The sequence below is a fragment of the Sphaerotilus sp. FB-3 genome (genome assembly GCF_023706025.1).
Lineage (GTDB): Bacteria > Pseudomonadota > Gammaproteobacteria > Burkholderiales > Burkholderiaceae_C > Sphaerotilus > Sphaerotilus sulfidivorans.
The window spans coordinates 87,755-105,801 of record NZ_BQWE01000014.1 but is presented as its reverse complement, the minus strand read 5'-3'; the positions used below and the strand labels follow the sequence as shown (position 1 = coordinate 105,801).

The following is an 18,047-nucleotide window of genomic DNA, read 5'->3' as shown; positions in this document are numbered from 1 at the left end:
GCCGGGGCGCGTGCCGCGGGCGTGTCAGGCCCGGCTCGTCACCAGCCCCTGCTGCGCCGCCCAGCCCGCCACATCCTCGCGCCGGATCGCCGCGGCCATCAGGCCCGGAAACGCGTCCGGCGTGCACGCGAACGACGGCACGCCCAGGCCGGCGAGCTTCGCGGCGATCTGGCGGTCGTAGCTCGGCGCGCCCTCGTCGCTGAGCGCCAGCAGCGCCACGCACTGCACGCCCGAGCCGACCAGCTCGGCGGCGCGCTGCAGCAGGCGCTGCTCGACGCCGCCCTCGATCAGGTCGGAGATCAGCACGAAGATGGTGTTGCGCGGGTCGCGGATCAGGCCCTGGCAGTAGGCCACCGCCTGACCGATGTCGGTGCCGCCGCCGAGCTGCACGCCGAACAGCAGCTCGACCGGATCGTCGAGCTGGTCGCTGAGGTCGACCACCTCGGTGTCGAACACCACCAGCTTCGTCGACACCGCCGGCAGCGAGGCCAGCACCGCGCCGAAGATGCTCGAATAGACCACGCTGGCGGCCATCGAGCCGCTCTGGTCGATGCACAGGATGACCTCGCGCTGCGGCCGGCGCGACTTGCGGCCGTGGCCGTGCAGCCGCTCCGGAATGACGGTGCGCAGCTCGGGCTGCCAGTGGCGCAGGTTGGCGCGGAGGGTGCGGTGCCAGTCGATCTCGCTGTGGCGCGGGCGGCGGTTGCGGGTGCTGCGGTCGAGCGCGCCGGCCACCGCCGAGCGCAGCGGCTCCTCCAGCCGCTTCATCAGCGCGTCCACCACCTGGCGCACCACGCGGTGCGCGGTCTCCTTGGTGCCGGCCGGAATCGCGCGCGACAGCGACACCAGGCTGGCGACCAGATGCACGTCGGGCTGCACCGCCTCGAGCATCTCGGGCTGCAGCAGCATCTCGTTCAGGTGCAGGCGCTGCAGCGCATCCTTCTGCATCACCTGCACCACCGAGGCCGGAAAGTACTGGCGGATGTCGCCCAGCCAGCGCACCACCGTCGGCGCACCGCGCCCCGAGCCGCCGACGCGGGCGCTGCCACCGCGGCCGGGCCCGTCGGCGTCGTAGAGCGCGGCCAGCGCGCGGTCCATCTCCAGCGCGGTGCCGCTGGGCTTGCCGCAGCTGGCGTCGGCCTCGTCGCCCAGCACCAGGCGCCAGCGCTGCTGCCGGTCCAGGCTCGGCGGGGGGGCGGACAGGGAGGTCTCGGCGTCAGCGGACATCGGGGGGGTTCTCCATCGAGGAAACGGCCTCGGGCGGCAGGCCGAGCAGCCGGTGCAGCAGCGGCAGCGCCTGCGCGACCCGCCCGACCTGCCACGGCGGCGCGGCGTCGGCTGGCGCGGTGTCGGCCGGCGCCTCGGGCGGACGTGCGGCGCGCTCGGCGATCGAGCGGCGCTCGCTGCGGCTGAAATCGGCGAAGGTGCGGCGCACCAGCGGCAGCACCTGCTGGAAATGGTCGTCGCCCAGGCCGCTCAGCCAGCCGTCGACCAGCGCCCACAGCCGCGCGTCGTGCAGCAGCACCAGCGCATTGCGGTTCAGGAAGCCTTCGAGCCAGGCCGCCGCCGCGCCCGGATCGGTGGCGCGCGAGAGCTGCAGCGCCAGCGCGGTGCCGGCCGCCTCGGCATCGAGCACACCGTCGTCGAGCAGCAGCCGCGTCGCCACGCCGCGCAGCAGCGGCGCGGCGCTCTGCGCGCCGGCCAGCGCTGCCAGCGCGCGGCGCCAGTCCTGCGTCTGCGCCTCGCCGTCGCGACGCGCCACCGCCGCATGCGCGGCCAGCAGCGGCTCGCGCAGCGCCTGCGCCGCCTCGTCGTCAAGCGCCGCGCAGCCCAGCGGCAGGCCGATCGCGGCGCGCTCGATCAGCCGGTCGAGCACCCGGCCGACCTGGCCCGTGTCGGTCTGGCGCACGTCGCCGTAGCGGTAGACCTGCGCCAGCGGCGGCAGCGTGCGCAGCAGCTCGCCGACATCGCCGCTGACCGCCGCGAGCCGGTCGAGCGCCTGCGTCACCGCCGCGACCGCGCCGGGCAGGTCGGCGCGCAGCACGTCGTCGACCTGCGCCGCCAGCGCCGCCAGCCGCGTCTCGTCGCGCACCTGCTCGGCCACCCGCGCGCTGGCGGCGGCCTCCACCGTCGTGCCCCAGCGGCTGGCCTCGATCAGCGTGATGGCGCATTCGGGCTCCCAGCGCAGCCGCCAGTCCTCGTGGAAGCTGCCGCGTGCGCCGCGGTTGCCGCGCTCGGGCACGCCCCAGTCGAGGCCGAGCAGCCGCAGCCGGTGCAGCAGCCGGCTGCGCGCCAGATCGTTCGGCTCGCGCAGGTCGAGTTCGAGCCGGCGCTCGGCCACCTCGGCCTTCAGGCGCAGGCGCTTCTGCTGCTGCTCGACATCGCGCTGCAGCGGCACCACCGGCACATCGGCCGGCACCGTGCCGAGCGCATCGCCGACATGCAGCGCCGGCGCGATCAGCCCCAGCACCGCATCGTCGCCCTGGCCGATGACGCTGCGCACCGCCTCGTCCAGCTCGGCCAGCCCCGGCGCGCCGTGGCCGCGCAGCGCCGCCAGCGTCTCGGCCAGCCGGATCGCCTCGATCACATGCGCGCTGGAGCAGTCGATCTCGTGCGCGCGCAGCAGCGCGGCCACCCGGGCCAGCCAGCCGGCGGCGCGCGGGTGGCGGGCGGCGTCGTGCTGCCAGAGAAAGTCGTACCAGCCGGGCGAGACCACGCCGGCGCCGTAGCCGCGGCGCGTCAGGTGGCGGTGCGACCACGGCACCCAGGTCGCCTGCACCTTGAGCTTCGGCAGGCCCTTGAGCAGCGCCGTATCGGCCTTGACCGAGGAGACGCCATCCTGCAGCGCCGGCACATGCCAGGCGCCGCAGACCACCGCGATGCGCGCGAAGCCCTCCTTGCGCGCCGCGCGCAGGCTCTGGCGCATGTGGGCCTCGCGCTGCGCCTCGCGCGCGGGCAGCGGCGTCTCGGCGTCGGCGTGGCGGCGCAGCTCGCTCATCACCTCGGCGATGGCGGCGAAGATGTCGGCGTCCTCGCCGCGCTCCTCGATCCAGCGGTTCCACCAGCTCTCGCCGTCCGGATGGCCGTCGGCGCGGGCGAAGTCGTCGAAGGGGTCGCCGCGACCTCGAAGGCCCCCCTCCCGGCCTCCCCCCGCTGGGGGGAGGAGATCGGACGCAGCGCCATCCTGTCTTTCTCCCTCCCCCAGCGGGGGAGGGTCGGGGAGGGGGCCCGCATCCAGCGCCAGCGCATGCGCACGCGGCAGGTCGATGAAGCGTGCCGCCACGCCCGCGCCGGCCGCCCAGCGCAGCCCCTGCCACTCCGGCGAGAAGCGCGCGAAGGGGTAGAACACCGCCTGCTGCGGCGTCTCCACCGCATGGACCAGCAGCGCCACCGGCGGCACCAGCGCGGCATCGTTCAGGTGCGGCAGCAGCCCATCGGCCTCCGGCGGCCCCTCGACCAGCACCGCGTCGGGCTGCCAGGCCGCGAAGGCACGCACCAGGCTGCGTGCGCAGCCCGGGCCGTGGTGGCGAATGCCGAAGAAGCGGACCTCGGCCATGTTCAGCCGTGCGCGCGGCAGGCGCGGTAGAGGTCCTTCCAGCCGTCGCGCTCCTTGACGACCGTCTCCAGGTATTCCTGCCAGACCACCGCATCCTGCACCGGATCCTTGATGACCGCGCCCAGCAGCCCCGAGGCCAGATCGGCCGCGCCGACCACGCCGTCGCCGAAATGCCCGGCCAGCGCCATGCCGTTGCCGACCACCGAGATCGCCTCAGCGGTCGAGAGCGTGCCGCTCGGGCTCTTCAGGCGCGTCTTGCCGTCCTCGGTCTGGCCGTTGCGCAGCTCGCGGAAGATCTGCACCACGCGGCGCACCTCGCGCAGCGCCGGCGGCTCGGCCGGCAGGTCGAGCGCGCGGCCCATCTCGGTGACCCGCTTGACGACGATCGCCAGCTCCTCCTCCTCGCTGGCCGGCACCGGCAGGATCACGGTGTTGAAGCGGCGCTTGAGCGCGCTCGACAGCTCGTTGACGCCCTTGTCGCGGTTGTTGGCGGTGGCGATGACGCTGAAGCCCCGCACCGCCTGCACCTCGACGCCCAGTTCCGGCACCGGCAGCGTCTTCTCCGACAGCACGGTGATCAGCGTGTCCTGCACGTCGGCGGGAATGCGGGTCAGCTCCTCGATGCGGGCGATGCGGCCGGTGCGCATCGCGTTCATCAGCGGGCTGGGCACCAGCGCCTTCTCCGACGGGCCGTGCGCCAGCAGCTCGGCATAGTTCCAGCCGTAGCGCAGCTGTTCCTCGCCGGTGCCGGCGGTGCCCTGGATCAGCAGCGTCGAGTCGCCGCTGACCGCCGCGGCCAGATGCTCCGACACCCACGACTTCGCGGTGCCCGGCACGCCGTAGAGCAGCAGGCCCCGGTCGGTCGCCAGCGTCGCCACCGCGATCTCGATCAGCCGGCGCGCGCCGATGTACTTGGGCGTGACGACGAAGCCGTCGTCCAGCGTGCCGCCCAGCAGGTAGGTCACGACCGCCTGCGGCGACAGGCGCCAGTTCTCGGGGCGCGGACGGCGGTCGGCGCGGGCCAGCGCGTCGAGTTCCTCGGCGTACTGCTGCTCGGCATGGCGGCGCAGCACGGTCGAGGCGGAGAGAGCGGCAGGAGCAGGGGCAGGGGCGGCGGTGTCGGTCATGTCAGGGCGATCCAGTGCGGGAAGCAAGGCGGGAAGCGGTACGGGAAGAGCGGTACGGAGAAGATCAGCCAGCGGGGGCCGCGGGCAGCGCCTCCAGGGCGCGGCGCAGCGCGGCGATGCGCTGCAGCCGGGCGTGCAGCGTGGTGCGCTGCTGCTGCGCCCAGCTGACTGCGGCGTCGGTCGGGTTCACCGGCTCGGGCAGCGCCTCGACCCGGCCCGGCACGCCGGCCGGCAGCCAGGCCAGCAGCGCCGGCGCGCGGCCGAGCCAGTCGTTGCAGCGCCGGTCGTCGAGCTGGCCGGCGCACAGCGCCGACCACTGCGCCTCCAGCACCGCGCCCAGCTCGGCCAGGAACGCGGCGTCGAGCACCGACCCGGCCGGATCCGGCACCCCGGCCAGCGCCGCCTGCTCGCAGACCAGGACGATCTCGCCGGCCACCTCGACCGGATCGCCGGCCAGGCGCGTGCGCCACAGCGCGGTGCGCTGCGCGGGCGGCAGGCGCCGGCGCAAGGCCGCCTGTTCGCTGACCGACGCGCCGCGCGCGTCGCGGCCCAGCAGCGCCAGCAGCCATTCGACCTCGACCGGCGCCAGCGCCGCCGGGTCGTCTGGCAGCGCCTGCGCCGCCTCGAACCAGCCGCGCCGCAGCGCGTCCTTCCAGTCGGTGCCCTTGGCCCAGGCCATCAGATCGGCCGGCGTCAGGCCGGTGCGCGTGGTCCAGAAGCTCAGCGGCGTCAGCCGCACCAGCTGATAGAGCCACCAGCCGCGCTCGCCGAGCCCGTCATGGCGCGGGCGCTGCAGGTCCAGGCCGTGCGCCTTCCAGTCGGCGCCATCGGCGGCCGGCGGCTCGATCGTCCAGCGCCGCTTCAGGCCCAGCCAGGCCGATTCGCTCTTCAGCAGCGCATCCCACTGCGCCGCCAGCCAGCCGGCCTGCGCGCTGTCCGGCAGGCGCTGCAGCAGCCGCGCGGCCACCGCGCGCACCTCGCCGCCGCGGTCGCGCTGCAGCAGGCGCATCAGCAGCGGCTCATCCGCCATCGACAGGCCGACCGCCAGCGCCTCGGCCAGCTGGGCGCGCTCGGCCGCGGCGAGCTGGCCCAGCTCGGCCTCCAGCCGCGCGCGCGCCGCCGCCGGATCCTGCGCCCGCGCGTGGCGCAGGAAGGCGAGCCGGGCGGTCAGCGTGCCGTCGGTCCAGTCGGCCTCGGTCGGCTGCGCTGGCGCCTCGCCGAGCTGGCGCCAGCGCGGCTGCTGGCGGATCAGCCAGGCGCCGCGCTCGCCGATCACCGCGCCGACCGCCGCGCGCAGCGCCGGCTCGCGCTGCGCCAGCTCCAGCGCCTGCGGCAGCAGCGCCGCCGGCAGCCGCCAGCCGCGCTCGGCCAGCCGGCGCAGCATCGCGTGGCGCAGGCCGGTCGGCCAGTCGTCCTGCAGCAGCGTCTCGACCACCGCGCGGCTGCTCGGGTCCGCCAGCGCGGGGCGGCGCTCCGGACGGGCGGGCAGCGCGTCCGCCTCGGCCGGCAGCGCCAGCCCGTCCGCGCCGATCCGGGCCGCCAGCGCCAGCACGCCGGCCGCGCGCAGCAGCACCGCCGCGTCCTCGTCCGGCGTGGCGGCCAGCGCCGCCATCAGTCCGTTCAGCGGCGCCGGTGCGGCAGACAGCGCGGCCCGCCAGCCCGGCGTGCGCTCGGTGCCGACCAGCGCCGCCGGCAGCAGCCGCTCCAGCGCGGCCGACACCGCCGCATCCGGCATCACACCCGTCGTGCTCATCGCCCCGCTCCTTCGCCGCGCCCGAGCTGCCAGGCGTCATCGCCCCGCAGCGTCAGCAGCCGCAGCGTCTCGCCATTCCATTCGCCGCTCGACTGCACCGGTGCGCCGCCGCCGACCGCCAGCAGCGTCAGCACCTGATCGGCCGGCACCCGCAGCGGCAGCGCCCGGCCCTGCGGCCCGAGCAGGCAGAGCTGCTCACCGTGCAGCCGCAGCACGCCCTGCAGCGCCAGCGGCCACAGCGGCAGCCACGGATGCGCGGCCATCGCGGCGGCCGCGCGGTCCAGCTCGGCGGTCCAGTCGCCCGCGTCGGGCGGCGGCGCGGCCTCGGCCGGGCCGCGCTGCTCGACCAGCGCCCGCAGCGGCGCCGCCGACGGAAAGAACACCAGCCGGCCCGCGCGCACCTGCCCGCTGACCCACGGCATGTCGAAGCCGGCGGTGCCGTGGCTGAAGTCGAGCAGCAGCGCGCGCCGGCCGCTGTCCAGGCCCTGCAGCCAGACGCGGCGCTCGACCAGCCGGCCCTCGCGCTCCTCGACGATCTGGCAGAGCACCGCCCAGCGGTCGTCGACCGCCTCGCCGCGCGCCAGCACCTCGTCGCGCTCCAGCGGCCAGCCGAGCGTGGCGCGCACGTCGGCGCGCTCGGCCTCACTCAGCGCGTCGCGCCGCGCCACCGCGTCGATCAGCAGTTGCAGCCGCCCCAGCCGCGCCAGCAGCCGGGCCGGGGCATCGACCTCGGCGCCGGCGGCCTGCAGCCAGCCGGCCAGCGCACCGGCCTGCGCATCGACCAGCCGCGCGCCCATCGTGCGCCACTCGGCCGCGCCGCACGCCAGCGGCGTCGCCAGGCCCTGGCTCACCCGCTCGGCCAGCCAGCGCGACAGCTCCTGCAGGCCGGCCTCGATGCGCTGCCAGCGTTTCGCCTGCCGGGCGGTGGCGTCGGCGCTCGCGGCCGGCGGCGCGGCGTCCTCGCCCGCGGCCGCGGCGGCCTGGCGCTGCTCCTGCTTCTGGACGCCCTTCTGCGCCTGCTTCTCGGCGCGCTCGCGCCGGCCGTCCAGCCAGGCGCTGACCCACGCGGGCGGCGCGCCGGTGGTGCTGAAGCGCTGCGGCTCCTGCGCGCGCATCAGCAGCAGTGCCAGCCCGTGCTTGCACGGGAACTTGCGGCTCGGGCAACTGCACTTGAAGACCGGGCCGCTCAGGTCGACCTGGGTCTGATAGGGCTTCGAGCCGCTGCCCTGGCATTCGCCCCAGGCGGCCTGCGCGTCATGGCCCAGCAGCGGCCACTTCGCCGGGGAAATCAGCCCGCGCGCCGCCTTGGCGGAGGCCTCGTCGGGCGCGAGGGCCAGCACGGCCTCGCGGGTCAGCGCAGTCGATGGTTCGGTCAATCGGACTCCCGGCACCCAGGGTTGCTGAAGTGCCGGGCAGTCTACGCAACGAACTGCCGCGCTGCGCGTGAAGGATGGCGCGGGAAAGGGGCGGATTCGGGGCCGTGCCGGACGGCTTCAGCTTGAGTACGCCAACGGCGCAAGGCGATTGCATTCGCCAGGTAACCGGTTGAGTGGTAACAATCCCGCCCGACCTCGACGCGGTCAGATACCATGTAATCATGCCCCTGTCCGCAGCCGGAAGCGACCACATGAACCAGATCCATCCGCAGGCCCGCACCACGCCGCGCACCGGCCACGCTCGTCGGCACCGGAACTGGGCTCACGGATTCAATCGCTCGCTCCACTGATGAACTCAACCGCCTTGTATTTCAGCATCCAGCAAGCCTGGATATTGACATGATGGATTTATCACCGAATCAAGGGAAAATCATGCCACTACTTCGCAAAGCTTGGGCACTCACCGCTTCTGCTGCTATAGCGTTAACACCCAATCTGGCTGCGCAAGCGCAAAACCAAACAGCTGCGGCGGCGCCTGTTGACCTCTCCAAACATCCGTTGCTGGGTCTACCCGGAATTCAATATTCACCTGAATTACAGATGAAAATGGTAGAGGTGGTGAAGCAACGTTTGCAAGCCCAAGGTAAAACAAAGCCCGAGATTGCTAAATTTATCGTAGAAAGCAGCGGCCCCACTACTGCAGCGGCAGCATATGCGTTGCGAGAAATTATTAATCCTGATTCCCAGGCGAATCCAAAAATATATGCGGAACGTTTAACTCGCGCTACTGTTGCTCAGTTAGCCGTTTCTCCTAACAGTGCGCCTGATGTGCCGATGTATAATTTTGTCATTCCCGTAGCGCAGGCAATGCAAGAGCCTGTGGCTGTATGTGTGGAAATGCCAGTTGGCATGCCCGCCGAGGATGGCAAATACAAAAATTATGAGATTGTTTATCATGGCATGATTATGCCGAGTGGCGAGCTAAAAGACATTTCATGGACAGGTGAGCGCACATCATCTTTTAAGCCTGATGGTGCTTTCCGCCGCGCCTGCGCAAGCTATGTTTTTGCTGTGGCAAAAAGATTTGATGAATGCCAAAAGGCAGGTATCACTCAAGATTGCATGAAGCGTAGCCCTGAGGATATTGCTGCCGCACAAGCCCAGCGTGCTGCGGCAGCAAAAAATAATTAATATGAGACCCAGTGACTCAAGTGGCATGACACCGAGGAACGCCCCGGCCCGCCTCAGCGCAGCGTCAGCGCCGGTGCCGTCAGGCGCTGCATGCCCTCGGCCAGCGTCACCGGCGCCCGCCCGAACAGCGCCTCGTGCGCGCCGAGCACCGGCGTGACGCAGCAATCCGCGCCCGCGAACCGCTCGACCCACACCGCCAGCGGCTGGCGGGCGATCAGCGCCGCCAGCTCGTCGATCAGCGCCCGCGCGCCCTCGCTGCCCGGCGCCTCTTCGCCCAGGCTCCAGTGCCGCGCCGCCCAGTCGTCGCGCCCGAGCACCGCGCACACGCCCTGCCAGAACTTCAGCTCCAGCGCGCCCAGCGCAGGCCCAATTACATATAATTCCACATATACGCAACGGAAGCCGGGAGTCCTGCCATGTCCCAAATCACGCTGTATCTGGACGCTGCCACCCAAGCACTGGTGGAACAGGCGGCCAAGGCTCACGGGATGTCGAAAAGCCGCTGGGTGGCGGAGATCATCCGCAAGCACGCCGCCCACGAATGGCCCCAGGACTGCATCGGACTGGCTGGGCGTTTCGCCGACTTCCCCTTGCGCGAAGACAACGCAGCGCCTCTGCCCGCCGATGCACCACGCCTGGGGTTCTGAAGGCCGTTCATGCTGATTCTGGACAGCAACACCATCAGCTACTACTTTCGGGGCGACCCGCAGGTGGTGCCGCGTCTGCAAGCCCTGCGCCCCGCCGACGTGGGCGTGCCGGCCATCGTCGAATACGAGTTGCGGTACGGGCTCCTGCGATTGCCCCAGGAGGCGGCCACGCCACGGCTGGCCGCGCTGGCGCAGCTGCTGCAACCCATGCAGCGCCTGGCCTTCGACAGCGAATGCGCCGCCCAAGCAGCCCGCATTCGTGCCGAACTCGAAGCGAGAGGCACGCCCATCGGCCCCCACGACATCCTGATCGCAGCCACCGCCCTGCGCCACCAGTCCACGCTGGTCACGCGCAATGTGCGCGAGTTTTCCCGCGTGCCGGGCTTGCAGTGGATCAACTGGCACGACACCGCATGACGCCGAGGAACGCCCCGGCCCGCCTCAGCGCAGCGTCAGCGCCGGTGCCGTCAGGCGCTGCATGCCCTCGGCCAGCGTCACCGGCGCCCGCCCGAAGAGCGCCTCGTGCGCGCCGAGCACCGGCGTGACACAGCAATCCGTGTCCGCGAACCGCTCGACCCACACCGCCAGCGGCTGGCGGGCGATCAGCGCCGCCAGTTCGTCGATCAGCGCCCGCGCCGCCTCGCTGCCCGGCGCTTCTTCGCCCAGGCTCCAGTGCCGCGCCGCCCAGTCGTCGCGCCCGAGCACCGCGCACACGCCCTGCCAGAACTTCAGCTCCAGCGCGCCCACCGCCAGCCAGCCGCCGTCGGCGCAGCGGTAGAGGTTGTAGCAGGGCACGCCGCCGTTGAGCAGCGAGGCGCCGGCCTGCGGCGAACGGCCGTCGGCCAGCGCTTCGGTGCCGAGGATCACCTGGTGCTGGCGCACCGCGTCGGTCATCGACACGTCGACCCAGCGCCCCTGCCCCGTCCACTGCGCGCCCAGCACGGCGGCCAGCGTGCCGATCGCCGCGGTCTGCGCGCCGCCGAGCTGGTCGGCGATCTGCAGGTGGCTGAAGACCGGGCGGCCGTCATCGGGCGTGCGCGTCTGGTCGACCACGCCGGCCAGCGCCAGGTAGTTCAGGTCGTGCCCGGCCGCCAGCCGCAGCGGCGCCTGCTGCCCGTAGCCGCTGATGCTGGTCAGCACGATGGCCGGATTGATCGCCCGCAGCGCCTCGTAGCCCAGCCCGAGCCGATCCATCACGCCGGGCCGGAAACCCTCGACGACCGCGTGCGCCTCGCGCACCAGCGCGCGCAGGCGGTCGAGCTGCTCGGGCTGCTTCAGGTCGAGCACCAGCCGGCGCTTGCCGTGGTTGACGACGCGGTAGAAGTGCGAGACGCCGTCCTCGCCCGGCCCCATGTACGCCGCGTCATCGCCCGGCAGGCCCGGGCGCCCGGGCAGCGGCGGCTCGACCTTGAGCACCTGCGCGCCCAGATCGGCCAGATGCCGGCAGGCCATCGGCCCGGGCAGCAGCCGCGACAGGTCCAGCACCCGCAGCGGCGCCAGCACCGGCGGGCGGCCATCGCCTTCCTGCATCGACGGCCCCGCATGGGCCCGAATCGGAACTGAATCGTTCCATTGTGTCTGCCAGAAGGAGGTGGGCTGCATGGACTGGGACTTTCGCCGGCATCTGCCGATAAGCACCGCGCAACAGCAACGCCAACTGTGAACGCCAGGCTCGGCGCGCGAGCCTTCGGCATTCAGATGAGGGATCGCCTCGCGGACCTGGGGTTTCTACAGTGGACACCAAGCCGGATCGTCACCGCACGGCATCGACACAACACAGAGAGGTTCCCCATATGGACAAGACCACGCACAAGCCGGGCGCAGCACCGCCCGCACGCCAGCGCCATCCGTGGCGGCTGGCGGGTCTGCTGATCGGCTCGACGCTGGTGGCCAGCACCGCCGCCGCGATGAACGGCGCGATCGACCTGCCGGTCATCGGCCCGCTGTTCGAGCAGACCGACCGGGTCGATGCCTCGCTGCTCGAGCAGGTCGCGCTGGCAGCGGGCGGCCTGCTCGCGCTGGCCTTCATCAGCCGGCGCCGTCGTCCGGGCCGGCTCTGAACGGCAGGGGGCGGCTCAGCGCGCCAGCTCGGCGCGCATCGCGTCGATGACCGCCTTGTAGTCGGGCGCGTTGAAGATCGCGCTGCCGGCCACGAAGGTGTCGGCACCGGCATCGGCGATGCGGCGGATGTTGTCGGTCTTGACGCCGCCGTCGATCTCCAGGCGGATGTCGCGGCCCGAGGCGTCGATGATGCGGCGCACCTTCTCGGCCTTCTTCAGCGTGCTGTCGATGAAGCTCTGGCCGCCGAAGCCGGGGTTGACGCTCATCAGCAGCACCACGTCGACCTTGTCGATCACCCACTCCAGCACATCGACCGGCATGTGCGGATTGAAGACCAGACCGGCCTGGCAGCCCTCGGCCTTGATCAGCTGCAGCGTGCGGTCGACATGCGTCGAGGCGTCCGGGTGGAAGGTGACGATGTCGGCACCGGCCTTGCAGAAGGCCTGGGCCAGCGCGTCGACCGGCTGCACCATCAGATGCACGTCGATCGGCGCCGGGGTTCCGTCCGGTTTCACGGCGTGCTTCTTCAGCGCCTGGCAGACCATCGGGCCGAAGGTCAGGTTGGGGACGTAATGGTTGTCCATCACGTCGAAGTGGATCCAGTCGGCGCCGGCGGCCAGCACGTTCTTGACTTCCTCGCCCAGGCGGGCGAAGTCGGCCGACAGGATCGACGGGGCGATGCGGTAGGTGGGGAGGGTGGAGCTCATGGCCCGGAATTCTAGGGGCCGAGTAACAGCGCGGTTTCAGGGAAATCGACGGCAGGCCTTCATGCCCTCAGGCCGCCGGCTCCTTCCACTGGCGCAGATGCTGGCCGGCGTCGACGAAGATCGTCTGCGCCGTCACCCGGCGGGCGTCCAGCAGCCAGGCCACCGCGTCGGCCACATCGGCCGGATCGACCGCGCCCTGCAGCGGCGTGGCCTGCGCGGCAGCCTCGAAGGCGGCCCGGTCGGCCTCGGGCAGCGGCAGCGTCGGCCCCGGCGCGACCGCATTGACCCGGAACGGCGCCAGCGCCAGCGCCAGGCGCTTCATCGCCGCATGCATCGCGCCCTTGGACAGGCAGTAGCTCAGGAACTGCTCGTGCAGGTTCTCGACGTTCTGGTCCAGCAGCAGCACCGCCTGGCCGCGCGGGAAGGCCTGCGCCAGCGCCAGCATCATCCTCACCGGCGTCTCGTAGTGGACCGCATGGTGCATCTGCCAGCGCGCGCCGGTCACGCTGCTGCGGTCGTCGTTCTCGAAGGCGCTGGCGTTGTGGACCAGCGCGATCTCGGCGCCCTCGCCCACCGTCTCGCGCAGCCGCGCCAGCAGCGCCTCGAAGGAGGCCAGCGCCGTCTCCGGCTCGGCCAGATCGGCCACCCAGATGCCGGGCGAGGCGGCGCCGTGCAGCTCGCGCGCCAGCGCCTCGGCGCGTGCGGCGCCCTGGCGCGCATGCACCAGCACCGTCCAGCCACGCGCGGCCAGCGTGCGCGAGATCACCTCGCCGACTCGCGCATGGCCGCCGGTGACCAGCGCCAGCCGCTGCGGCGCGCTCATGCGCCGGCCTGGGCCCGGGCCCGCGCCACCGCGTCGACCTTCATCAGCAGGTCGCGGTCGACATGGGTGAAGAAGCCGATGCTCTCGACGCCCTCGTAGCGCTCGGTCTTGCGGATGCGCACGTCGACGCTCTCGACATGCTCGCTCTCGAGCACCCGGCGCGCGATCTTCAGCGCCATCGACTCCTGCAGGATGTGATGGCCCTCGGCGACCGTGGCGGTGATCGCGTCGAGCGCCTGCAGGTAGTCGTAGGGCATCTCGTAGCGGTCGAGATACAGGGCCGGATCGAAGAACAGGTTCACCCGCAGGTCGACGATCGTCTCCTGGGTGACGCCATGCTCGTCGGGCGCGCAGCCGATCTGGGCGCGCGCGCGATAGCCGTTGATCTCGAAATGCGGATTCTGGGTGGGGCTGGGCATGCGGTTTTCTATCATGCCCGGCAACTCCCCGCGCGACGCCGCAGCGTTCGGCGACAGCCTCAGGCCGGCAGGGCCGCCTCGAAGCCGGCGTCGTCGATCGCGGCCAGCAGCTGCTGCGGCGTGACCTGCGCGGCGTCGAAGCGCACGTTCGCCTCGCCGCGCTCCAGCGAGACCTCGGCGCGCTCGACGCCGGGCAGCGCCGACAGCACGCCGCTCACGCTGCGCACGCAGCCGCCGCAGCTCATGCCGGCAATCTTCAGGGTCAGTTCGGTGGACATCGCGATTCCTTTCGTCAGGATGAAAAATCTGGTACCCGCCCAAGTATAAGAACCGGTTCCGTGCCCTGCGCTGACAAGGGACGGACCGTGAGGAATGTCCTGAAACATCGGGACATTCCCCTGGCGTCTATGATGCCCTGCATGCCCAAGCCCCAGTTCACCTGCACCGTCACGCCCGCGTATCTGGCCGAGCAGTCCGATGCCGCCCAGGGCGTCTATGCGTTCTCGTACACCGTCTCGGTGGTCAACACCGGCGATGTCGCCGGCCAGCTGATCGGCCGGCACTGGGTCATCGTCGATGGCGCGGGCCATGTCGAGCAGGTCCGCGGCCTGGGCGTCGTCGGCCACCAGCCGATGCTGCAGCCCGGCGAGCGCTTCGAGTACACCAGCTGGACCCGGCTGGCCACGCCGCGCGGGCGCATGCGCGGCACCTATTTCTGCATGACCGACGAAGCCCGCCCCTTCGAGGCCGAGATTCCCGAATTCGAGCTGTCGCAGGCTCACGCGCTGCATTGAAGGGGCTGCTGCAGACCCTGCGCGACTGGCGCAGCCCGAGCCCGTCGACCGACGGGGATCTCGGCACCCTGCTGGAGGCGGCCGACGCCCGGGCGCCCCGGCCGGAGCGGCATCTGTGGCTGATCCGTCTGGCCGAATGGCTGCGCCGGCCGCTCGGCCGCCAGGACATGCCCGCCGACAGCGCACCCGCCCCGGCGCCGCTGCGCCGGCTCCGGCTGATGCTCGATGTGCTCGAGGCGCATCCCGAGCATGCGCGCCGGGTGCGCACGCTGCTGCAGTCGATCTTCGGCACGCTGGACGCCACCACGCTGCTGGCCGACTTCGGCTTCTCGCCGCGCTCGGGCTTCAGCAGCGAACTCGTGGAGCGGCTGCGCACGCGGCTGCTGCCGGCCACGCCCGACACCGGCGACCTCGGCCAGCTCTTCCAGATGGTGCTGCATGACGCCGGCGACGCCGCCTGGCTCGAGGCGATCGACGAGGCCACGCTGCAGCGCCTGGGCGCGCTGCTGCTCGACGAGCCGCAGACGCGGCACTGGCGCGGCGCGCTCATCGATTCGGTGCAGATGCTCGCCAGCCAGATCCGCGCGGTGGCGCTGTCGGCGGCGATCCGGCCGCGGCTGGATCCGGCGCTGCTGGCCGACCGCCCCTTCTTCCAGCTGGCGCAGAGCGCCGCGCAGCTCGCCGAGGCCGAAGCGGCCGGCGACGGCGGCGCGCAGCTGCAGCAGATCCGCTACCTGCGCGCGCTGCTGTCGACCTGCCGGCACGCGATCGACAGCGTGCGCGAGCATCTCGAGGAACACGGCGTCTCGGTCGACATCGTCTTCCAGGTCGAGCAGGTCCACGAGCGCATCGACCGCATCGAGGCGCTGCTGGGCTGCCTGGCCTCGCCGGCGCCGGCGCGCGACTGGCAGTGGCTGCTGGCGCAGCTCGCCCGCGGCGTGCAGGGCCGGCGCAGCCTGGGCCGGCTGTTCTCGCACCACTACTCGATGCTGGCGCGCAAGGTGGCCGAGCGCAGCGCCGCCACCGGCGAGCACTACATCACCCGCAATCGCGCCGAATGGCTGGACATGCTGCTGCGCGCCTGCGGCGGCGGCCTGGTGATCGCCGGCACCACGCTGATGAAGTTCGCCATCGGCGCGCTCGGGCTGTCGGCCTTCTGGGGCGGCTTCTGGGCCGGCATGAACTACGCGGTCAGCTTCGTGATGGTGCAGCTGCTGCACTGGACGGTGGCGACCAAGCAGCCGGCGATGACCGCGCCGGCGATGGCCGCGCGGCTCGAGCATGTCGGCGACAGCGACGCGGCGATCGAGGACTTCGTCGACGAGGTCGCGCACCTGCTGCGCAGCCAGATCGCCGGCATCATCGGCAACGTGATGACGGTCATGCCGGTGGTGGTGCTGCTGCAGGCGCTGGCCTGGCTGGTGCAGGATGCGCCGCTGATCGCCGACAGGACGGCGCACTACGCGCTGCACAACCTGACGCTGCTGGGGCCGACGCTGGGCTTCGCCGCCTTCACCGGCGTGCTGCTGTTCGCCTCCAGCCTGATCGCCGGCTGGGTGGAGAACGCCTTCGTCTTTCACCGCATCGACAGCGCGATCGCCTGGAACCCCGGCTTCGTGCGCTGGCTGGGGCCCGAGCGGGCGCAGCGCTGGTCGCGCTGGTGGCGCGCGAACATTTCCGGCATCGCCGCGAATGTCTCGCTCGGGCTGATGCTGGGCATCGTGCCGGTGCTGGCGGCCTTCTTCGGCCTGCCGATCGAGGTGCGCCATGTGACGCTGTCGGCCGGACAGATCGCCGCGGCGCTGGGCACGCTGGGCGTGCAGGTGCTGCAGGAGCCGGGCTTCTGGTGGTGCGTGGCGGCGATCCCGCTGACCGGCATGCTCAATGTGCTGGTGAGCTTCCTGCTGGCCTTCCGGCTGGCGCTGCGCTCGCGCGGGCTGAAGGTGCGCGATCGCAGCCGCATTCATGCGGCGCTGCGCCGGCGGCTGCGCCAGGCGCCGGCCAGCTTCCTGTGGCCGACCGCGCAGGTCGAGCAGGCCGCGGCCGGGCGCGCGTCAGACCGCTGAGCCCGGCGCATTTCCGGCCGCCCCGGACCGGGCGATCGCGCTACAGTCGCGGCGCGCTGCCGGGCGGGCGGGCTCGAGGCTCAGTCCTGCGACGGCGGCTCGTCGCGGCGACGCTCGCCGCCGCGGCGGCCCGAGAACATCGTCCACCAGACGATGCCGACCAGCAGCAGCCCGGCCCCCAGTGCTTCGAGAATCAGCAGCGTCATGTCGTCCTCGTCCTTCCGATCCCGTTCCGTCGGCCTGTGCCGCGCGACCCTCCGGCCCCGCAGCGGGCTGTCCCTGGCCGCCGCGCTGATTCTAGGCACGCTGGCCGGCTGCGGCACCCCGCCGCGCCCGACCGACAGCGCGCCGCCGCCGCTGGAGATTCCGCCCTCGGTGCAGACGCCGCCGCCGCTGGCCAGCGACGCCGAGGTGCGCACCACCCCGCGCGGGCGCTGGGTGAAGGCCGAATGGCGCGATCTGCCCGGCTGGGATCAGGACACGCTGACCCTGGCCTGGCCGGCGCTGACGAAGAGCTGCGACAAGGCGCTGACCGCCGCCAACGGCGGCAACACCAGCGGCCGCGGCCTGGCCGCCGCCGCGGTGGCCACCGGCACCGTCGGCCTGAGCCCGTTTGCGGTCGCCTCGGCCTGGAATGCCACCTGCCGCGAGGTGCGCCGCCTGGGCCCGACGCCCACCGAGGCCCAGGTGCGCCAGCTGCTGCAGCAGCGCCTGCAGCCCTGGCGCATCGAGAGCGCCGAGGGCCGGACCGACGGCCTGCTGACCGGCTACTTCGAGCCGCTGCTCGAGGCCAGCCGCACCCGCACCGCCCGCCACACCGTGCCGATCCATGCGATGCCGGCCGATCTGGCCAGCCGCAAGCCCTGGTACACCCGCGGCGAGATCGACAGCCTGCCGGCGGCGCAGGCCGCGCTCAAGGGGCGCGAGATCGCCTGGCTGGCCGATCCGATGGATCTGCTGCTGGTGCAGATCCAGGGCTCGGGCCGGCTGGCCTTCACCGCGCCGGACGGACAGCGCAGCATCACCCGCCTGGCCTTCGCCGGTCACAACGACCAGCCCTACCAGTCGGTCGGCCGCTGGCTGGTCGAACAGGGCGCCTTCACGCTGGAGCAGGCCAGCTGGCCGGCGATCCGCCAGTGGGCGCGCCAGAACCCGCAGCGCGTCAAGGAGATGCTGGCGGTCAACACCCGCTATGTCTTCTTCCGCGAGGAGCCGCTGCCCGATCCGTCGGTCGGCGCGGTCGGCGCGCAGGGCGTGCCGCTGACGCCGGGCCGCTCGATCGCGGTCGACAAGGACAGCATTCCCTACGGCACCCCGGTCTGGCTGGCCAGCACCGAGCCGCAGCCCTGGAGCGCCACGCCGCCGGCGCCGCGCCCGCTGCAGCGCCTGGTGGTCGCGCAGGACACCGGCAGCGCCATCATCGGCGCGGTGCGGGCCGACTACTTCTGGGGCTGGGGTGACGGCGCCGAGGACCGCGCCGGCCGCACCAAGCAGCCGCTGCGCCTGTGGGCGCTGTGGCCGAAATGA

General features: G+C 72.3%; 19 protein-coding genes. 7 read left to right on the top strand and 12 right to left on the bottom strand.

The annotated features are described in order from the left end of the window. Positions 1-24: 24 nt before the first annotated feature. From NFT33_RS07750 to NFT33_RS07730, 5 genes are all read right to left on the bottom strand, one after another. Complete coding sequence (locus tag NFT33_RS07750; protein ID WP_251674371.1) at positions 25-1,227, bottom strand: VWA domain-containing protein; 1,203 nt, start codon at positions 1,225-1,227, stop codon at positions 25-27. Then, entirely contained in the window at positions 1,217-3,556 is a 2,340-nt protein-coding gene (locus NFT33_RS07745; protein ID WP_251674369.1) for a DUF5682 family protein, read from the bottom strand. Before NFT33_RS07745 ends, NFT33_RS07750 begins: the two co-directional genes overlap by 11 nt. Positions 3,557-3,558: 2 nt before the next feature. Then, positions 3,559-4,683, bottom strand: a complete 1,125-nt coding sequence (locus tag NFT33_RS07740) for an ATP-binding protein (protein WP_251674367.1) — start codon at positions 4,681-4,683, stop codon at positions 3,559-3,561. A gap of 64 nt (positions 4,684-4,747) precedes the next feature. Further along, on the bottom strand, positions 4,748-6,436 hold the full coding sequence (locus NFT33_RS07735) for a DUF5691 domain-containing protein (protein ID WP_251674365.1): 1,689 nt from the start codon (positions 6,434-6,436) through the stop codon (positions 4,748-4,750). Next, complete coding sequence (locus NFT33_RS07730; protein WP_251674364.1) at positions 6,433-7,812, bottom strand: SWIM zinc finger family protein; 1,380 nt, start codon at positions 7,810-7,812, stop codon at positions 6,433-6,435. The genes NFT33_RS07735 and NFT33_RS07730 overlap by 4 nt, the downstream gene beginning before the upstream one ends. Positions 7,813-8,211: 399 nt before the next feature. Between NFT33_RS07730 and NFT33_RS07725 the strand changes: the two genes are divergently transcribed. Beyond that, complete coding sequence (locus tag NFT33_RS07725; RefSeq protein WP_251674362.1) at positions 8,212-9,003, top strand: hypothetical protein; 792 nt, start codon at positions 8,212-8,214, stop codon at positions 9,001-9,003. Positions 9,004-9,056: 53 nt separating this feature from the next. On the opposite strand, the gene NFT33_RS07720 is transcribed toward NFT33_RS07725, so the two are convergent. Further along, on the bottom strand, positions 9,057-9,389 hold the full coding sequence (locus NFT33_RS07720) for a CoA transferase (protein WP_251674360.1): 333 nt from the start codon (positions 9,387-9,389) through the stop codon (positions 9,057-9,059). A gap of 30 nt (positions 9,390-9,419) precedes the next feature. Between NFT33_RS07720 and NFT33_RS07715 the strand changes: the two genes are divergently transcribed. Then, on the top strand, positions 9,420-9,650 hold the full coding sequence (locus tag NFT33_RS07715; protein ID WP_220786854.1) for a ribbon-helix-helix domain-containing protein: 231 nt from the start codon (positions 9,420-9,422) through the stop codon (positions 9,648-9,650). A gap of 9 nt (positions 9,651-9,659) precedes the next feature. Then, on the top strand, positions 9,660-10,067 hold the full coding sequence (locus NFT33_RS07710) for a type II toxin-antitoxin system VapC family toxin (protein ID WP_220786853.1): 408 nt from the start codon (positions 9,660-9,662) through the stop codon (positions 10,065-10,067). A gap of 24 nt (positions 10,068-10,091) precedes the next feature. On the opposite strand, the gene NFT33_RS07705 is transcribed toward NFT33_RS07710, so the two are convergent. After that, complete coding sequence (locus NFT33_RS07705) at positions 10,092-11,180, bottom strand: CaiB/BaiF CoA transferase family protein (protein WP_251674358.1); 1,089 nt, start codon at positions 11,178-11,180, stop codon at positions 10,092-10,094. 263 nt (positions 11,181-11,443) lie between these two features. Between NFT33_RS07705 and NFT33_RS07700 the strand changes: the two genes are divergently transcribed. Next, positions 11,444-11,710, top strand: coding sequence for a hypothetical protein (locus NFT33_RS07700; RefSeq protein WP_220786851.1), 267 nt, complete (start codon positions 11,444-11,446; stop codon positions 11,708-11,710). Between the two features lie 15 nt (positions 11,711-11,725). Here NFT33_RS07700 and rpe read toward each other — a convergent pair whose 3' ends face one another. From rpe to NFT33_RS07680, 4 genes are all read right to left on the bottom strand, one after another. Then, positions 11,726-12,418, bottom strand: coding sequence for a ribulose-phosphate 3-epimerase (gene rpe, locus NFT33_RS07695; RefSeq protein ID WP_149502160.1), 693 nt, complete (start codon positions 12,416-12,418; stop codon positions 11,726-11,728). 67 nt (positions 12,419-12,485) lie between these two features. Further along, positions 12,486-13,241 carry an SDR family oxidoreductase gene (locus NFT33_RS07690; RefSeq protein ID WP_251674356.1) on the bottom strand — a complete coding sequence of 252 codons (756 nt, stop codon included), beginning with the start codon at positions 13,239-13,241 and terminating at the stop codon, positions 12,486-12,488. Next, complete coding sequence (locus NFT33_RS07685; RefSeq protein ID WP_251674354.1) at positions 13,238-13,660, bottom strand: dihydroneopterin aldolase; 423 nt, start codon at positions 13,658-13,660, stop codon at positions 13,238-13,240. Before NFT33_RS07685 ends, NFT33_RS07690 begins: the two co-directional genes overlap by 4 nt. Before the next feature lie 59 nt (positions 13,661-13,719). Further along, positions 13,720-13,938 (bottom strand): heavy-metal-associated domain-containing protein, encoded by a 219-nt coding sequence (locus tag NFT33_RS07680; RefSeq protein WP_149502154.1) that lies wholly within the window; start codon positions 13,936-13,938, stop codon positions 13,720-13,722. 141 nt (positions 13,939-14,079) lie between these two features. Between NFT33_RS07680 and apaG the strand changes: the two genes are divergently transcribed. After that, the gene (gene apaG, locus NFT33_RS07675; protein ID WP_149502153.1) at positions 14,080-14,454 is read left to right on the top strand and encodes a Co2+/Mg2+ efflux protein ApaG; all 375 of its coding nucleotides are present in this window, start codon (positions 14,080-14,082) and stop codon (positions 14,452-14,454) included. Further along, a complete protein-coding gene (locus NFT33_RS07670; protein WP_251674352.1) occupies positions 14,451-16,520 on the top strand; it encodes a site-specific recombinase in 2,070 nt (689 codons plus the stop codon). The genes apaG and NFT33_RS07670 overlap by 4 nt, the downstream gene beginning before the upstream one ends. Before the next feature lie 80 nt (positions 16,521-16,600). On the opposite strand, the gene NFT33_RS19160 is transcribed toward NFT33_RS07670, so the two are convergent. Continuing rightward, positions 16,601-16,726, bottom strand: a complete 126-nt coding sequence (locus tag NFT33_RS19160; protein WP_259373325.1) for a hypothetical protein — start codon at positions 16,724-16,726, stop codon at positions 16,601-16,603. On the opposite strand from NFT33_RS19160, the gene mltA reads away from it, so the two are divergent. Beyond that, positions 16,725-18,047, top strand: coding sequence for a murein transglycosylase A (mltA, locus tag NFT33_RS07665; protein ID WP_251674350.1), 1,323 nt, complete (start codon positions 16,725-16,727; stop codon positions 18,045-18,047). The genes NFT33_RS19160 and mltA overlap by 2 nt on opposite strands.

Coding starts and splice junctions, on each gene's coding strand:
- NFT33_RS07750 (WP_251674371.1), bottom strand. CDS start 1,227: ATGTCCGCTGACGCCGAGACCTCCCTGTCCGCCCCCCCGCCGAGCCTG.
- NFT33_RS07745 (WP_251674369.1), bottom strand. CDS start 3,556: ATGGCCGAGGTCCGCTTCTTCGGCATTCGCCACCACGGCCCGGGCTGC.
- NFT33_RS07740 (WP_251674367.1), bottom strand. CDS start 4,683: ATGACCGACACCGCCGCCCCTGCCCCTGCTCCTGCCGCTCTCTCCGCC.
- NFT33_RS07735 (WP_251674365.1), bottom strand. CDS start 6,436: ATGAGCACGACGGGTGTGATGCCGGATGCGGCGGTGTCGGCCGCGCTG.
- NFT33_RS07725 (WP_251674362.1), top strand. CDS start 8,212: ATGATGGATTTATCACCGAATCAAGGGAAAATCATGCCACTACTTCGC.
- NFT33_RS07715 (WP_220786854.1), top strand. CDS start 9,420: ATGTCCCAAATCACGCTGTATCTGGACGCTGCCACCCAAGCACTGGTG.
- NFT33_RS07710 (WP_220786853.1), top strand. CDS start 9,660: ATGCTGATTCTGGACAGCAACACCATCAGCTACTACTTTCGGGGCGAC.
- NFT33_RS07705 (WP_251674358.1), bottom strand. CDS start 11,180: ATGCAGGAAGGCGATGGCCGCCCGCCGGTGCTGGCGCCGCTGCGGGTG.
- NFT33_RS07700 (WP_220786851.1), top strand. CDS start 11,444: ATGGACAAGACCACGCACAAGCCGGGCGCAGCACCGCCCGCACGCCAG.
- rpe (WP_149502160.1), bottom strand. CDS start 12,418: ATGAGCTCCACCCTCCCCACCTACCGCATCGCCCCGTCGATCCTGTCG.
- NFT33_RS07690 (WP_251674356.1), bottom strand. CDS start 13,241: ATGAGCGCGCCGCAGCGGCTGGCGCTGGTCACCGGCGGCCATGCGCGA.
- NFT33_RS07685 (WP_251674354.1), bottom strand. CDS start 13,660: ATGCCCAGCCCCACCCAGAATCCGCATTTCGAGATCAACGGCTATCGC.
- NFT33_RS07680 (WP_149502154.1), bottom strand. CDS start 13,938: ATGTCCACCGAACTGACCCTGAAGATTGCCGGCATGAGCTGCGGCGGC.
- apaG (WP_149502153.1), top strand. CDS start 14,080: ATGCCCAAGCCCCAGTTCACCTGCACCGTCACGCCCGCGTATCTGGCC.
- mltA (WP_251674350.1), top strand. CDS start 16,725: ATGTCGTCCTCGTCCTTCCGATCCCGTTCCGTCGGCCTGTGCCGCGCG.
- NFT33_RS19160 (WP_259373325.1), bottom strand. CDS start 16,726: ATGACGCTGCTGATTCTCGAAGCACTGGGGGCCGGGCTGCTGCTGGTC.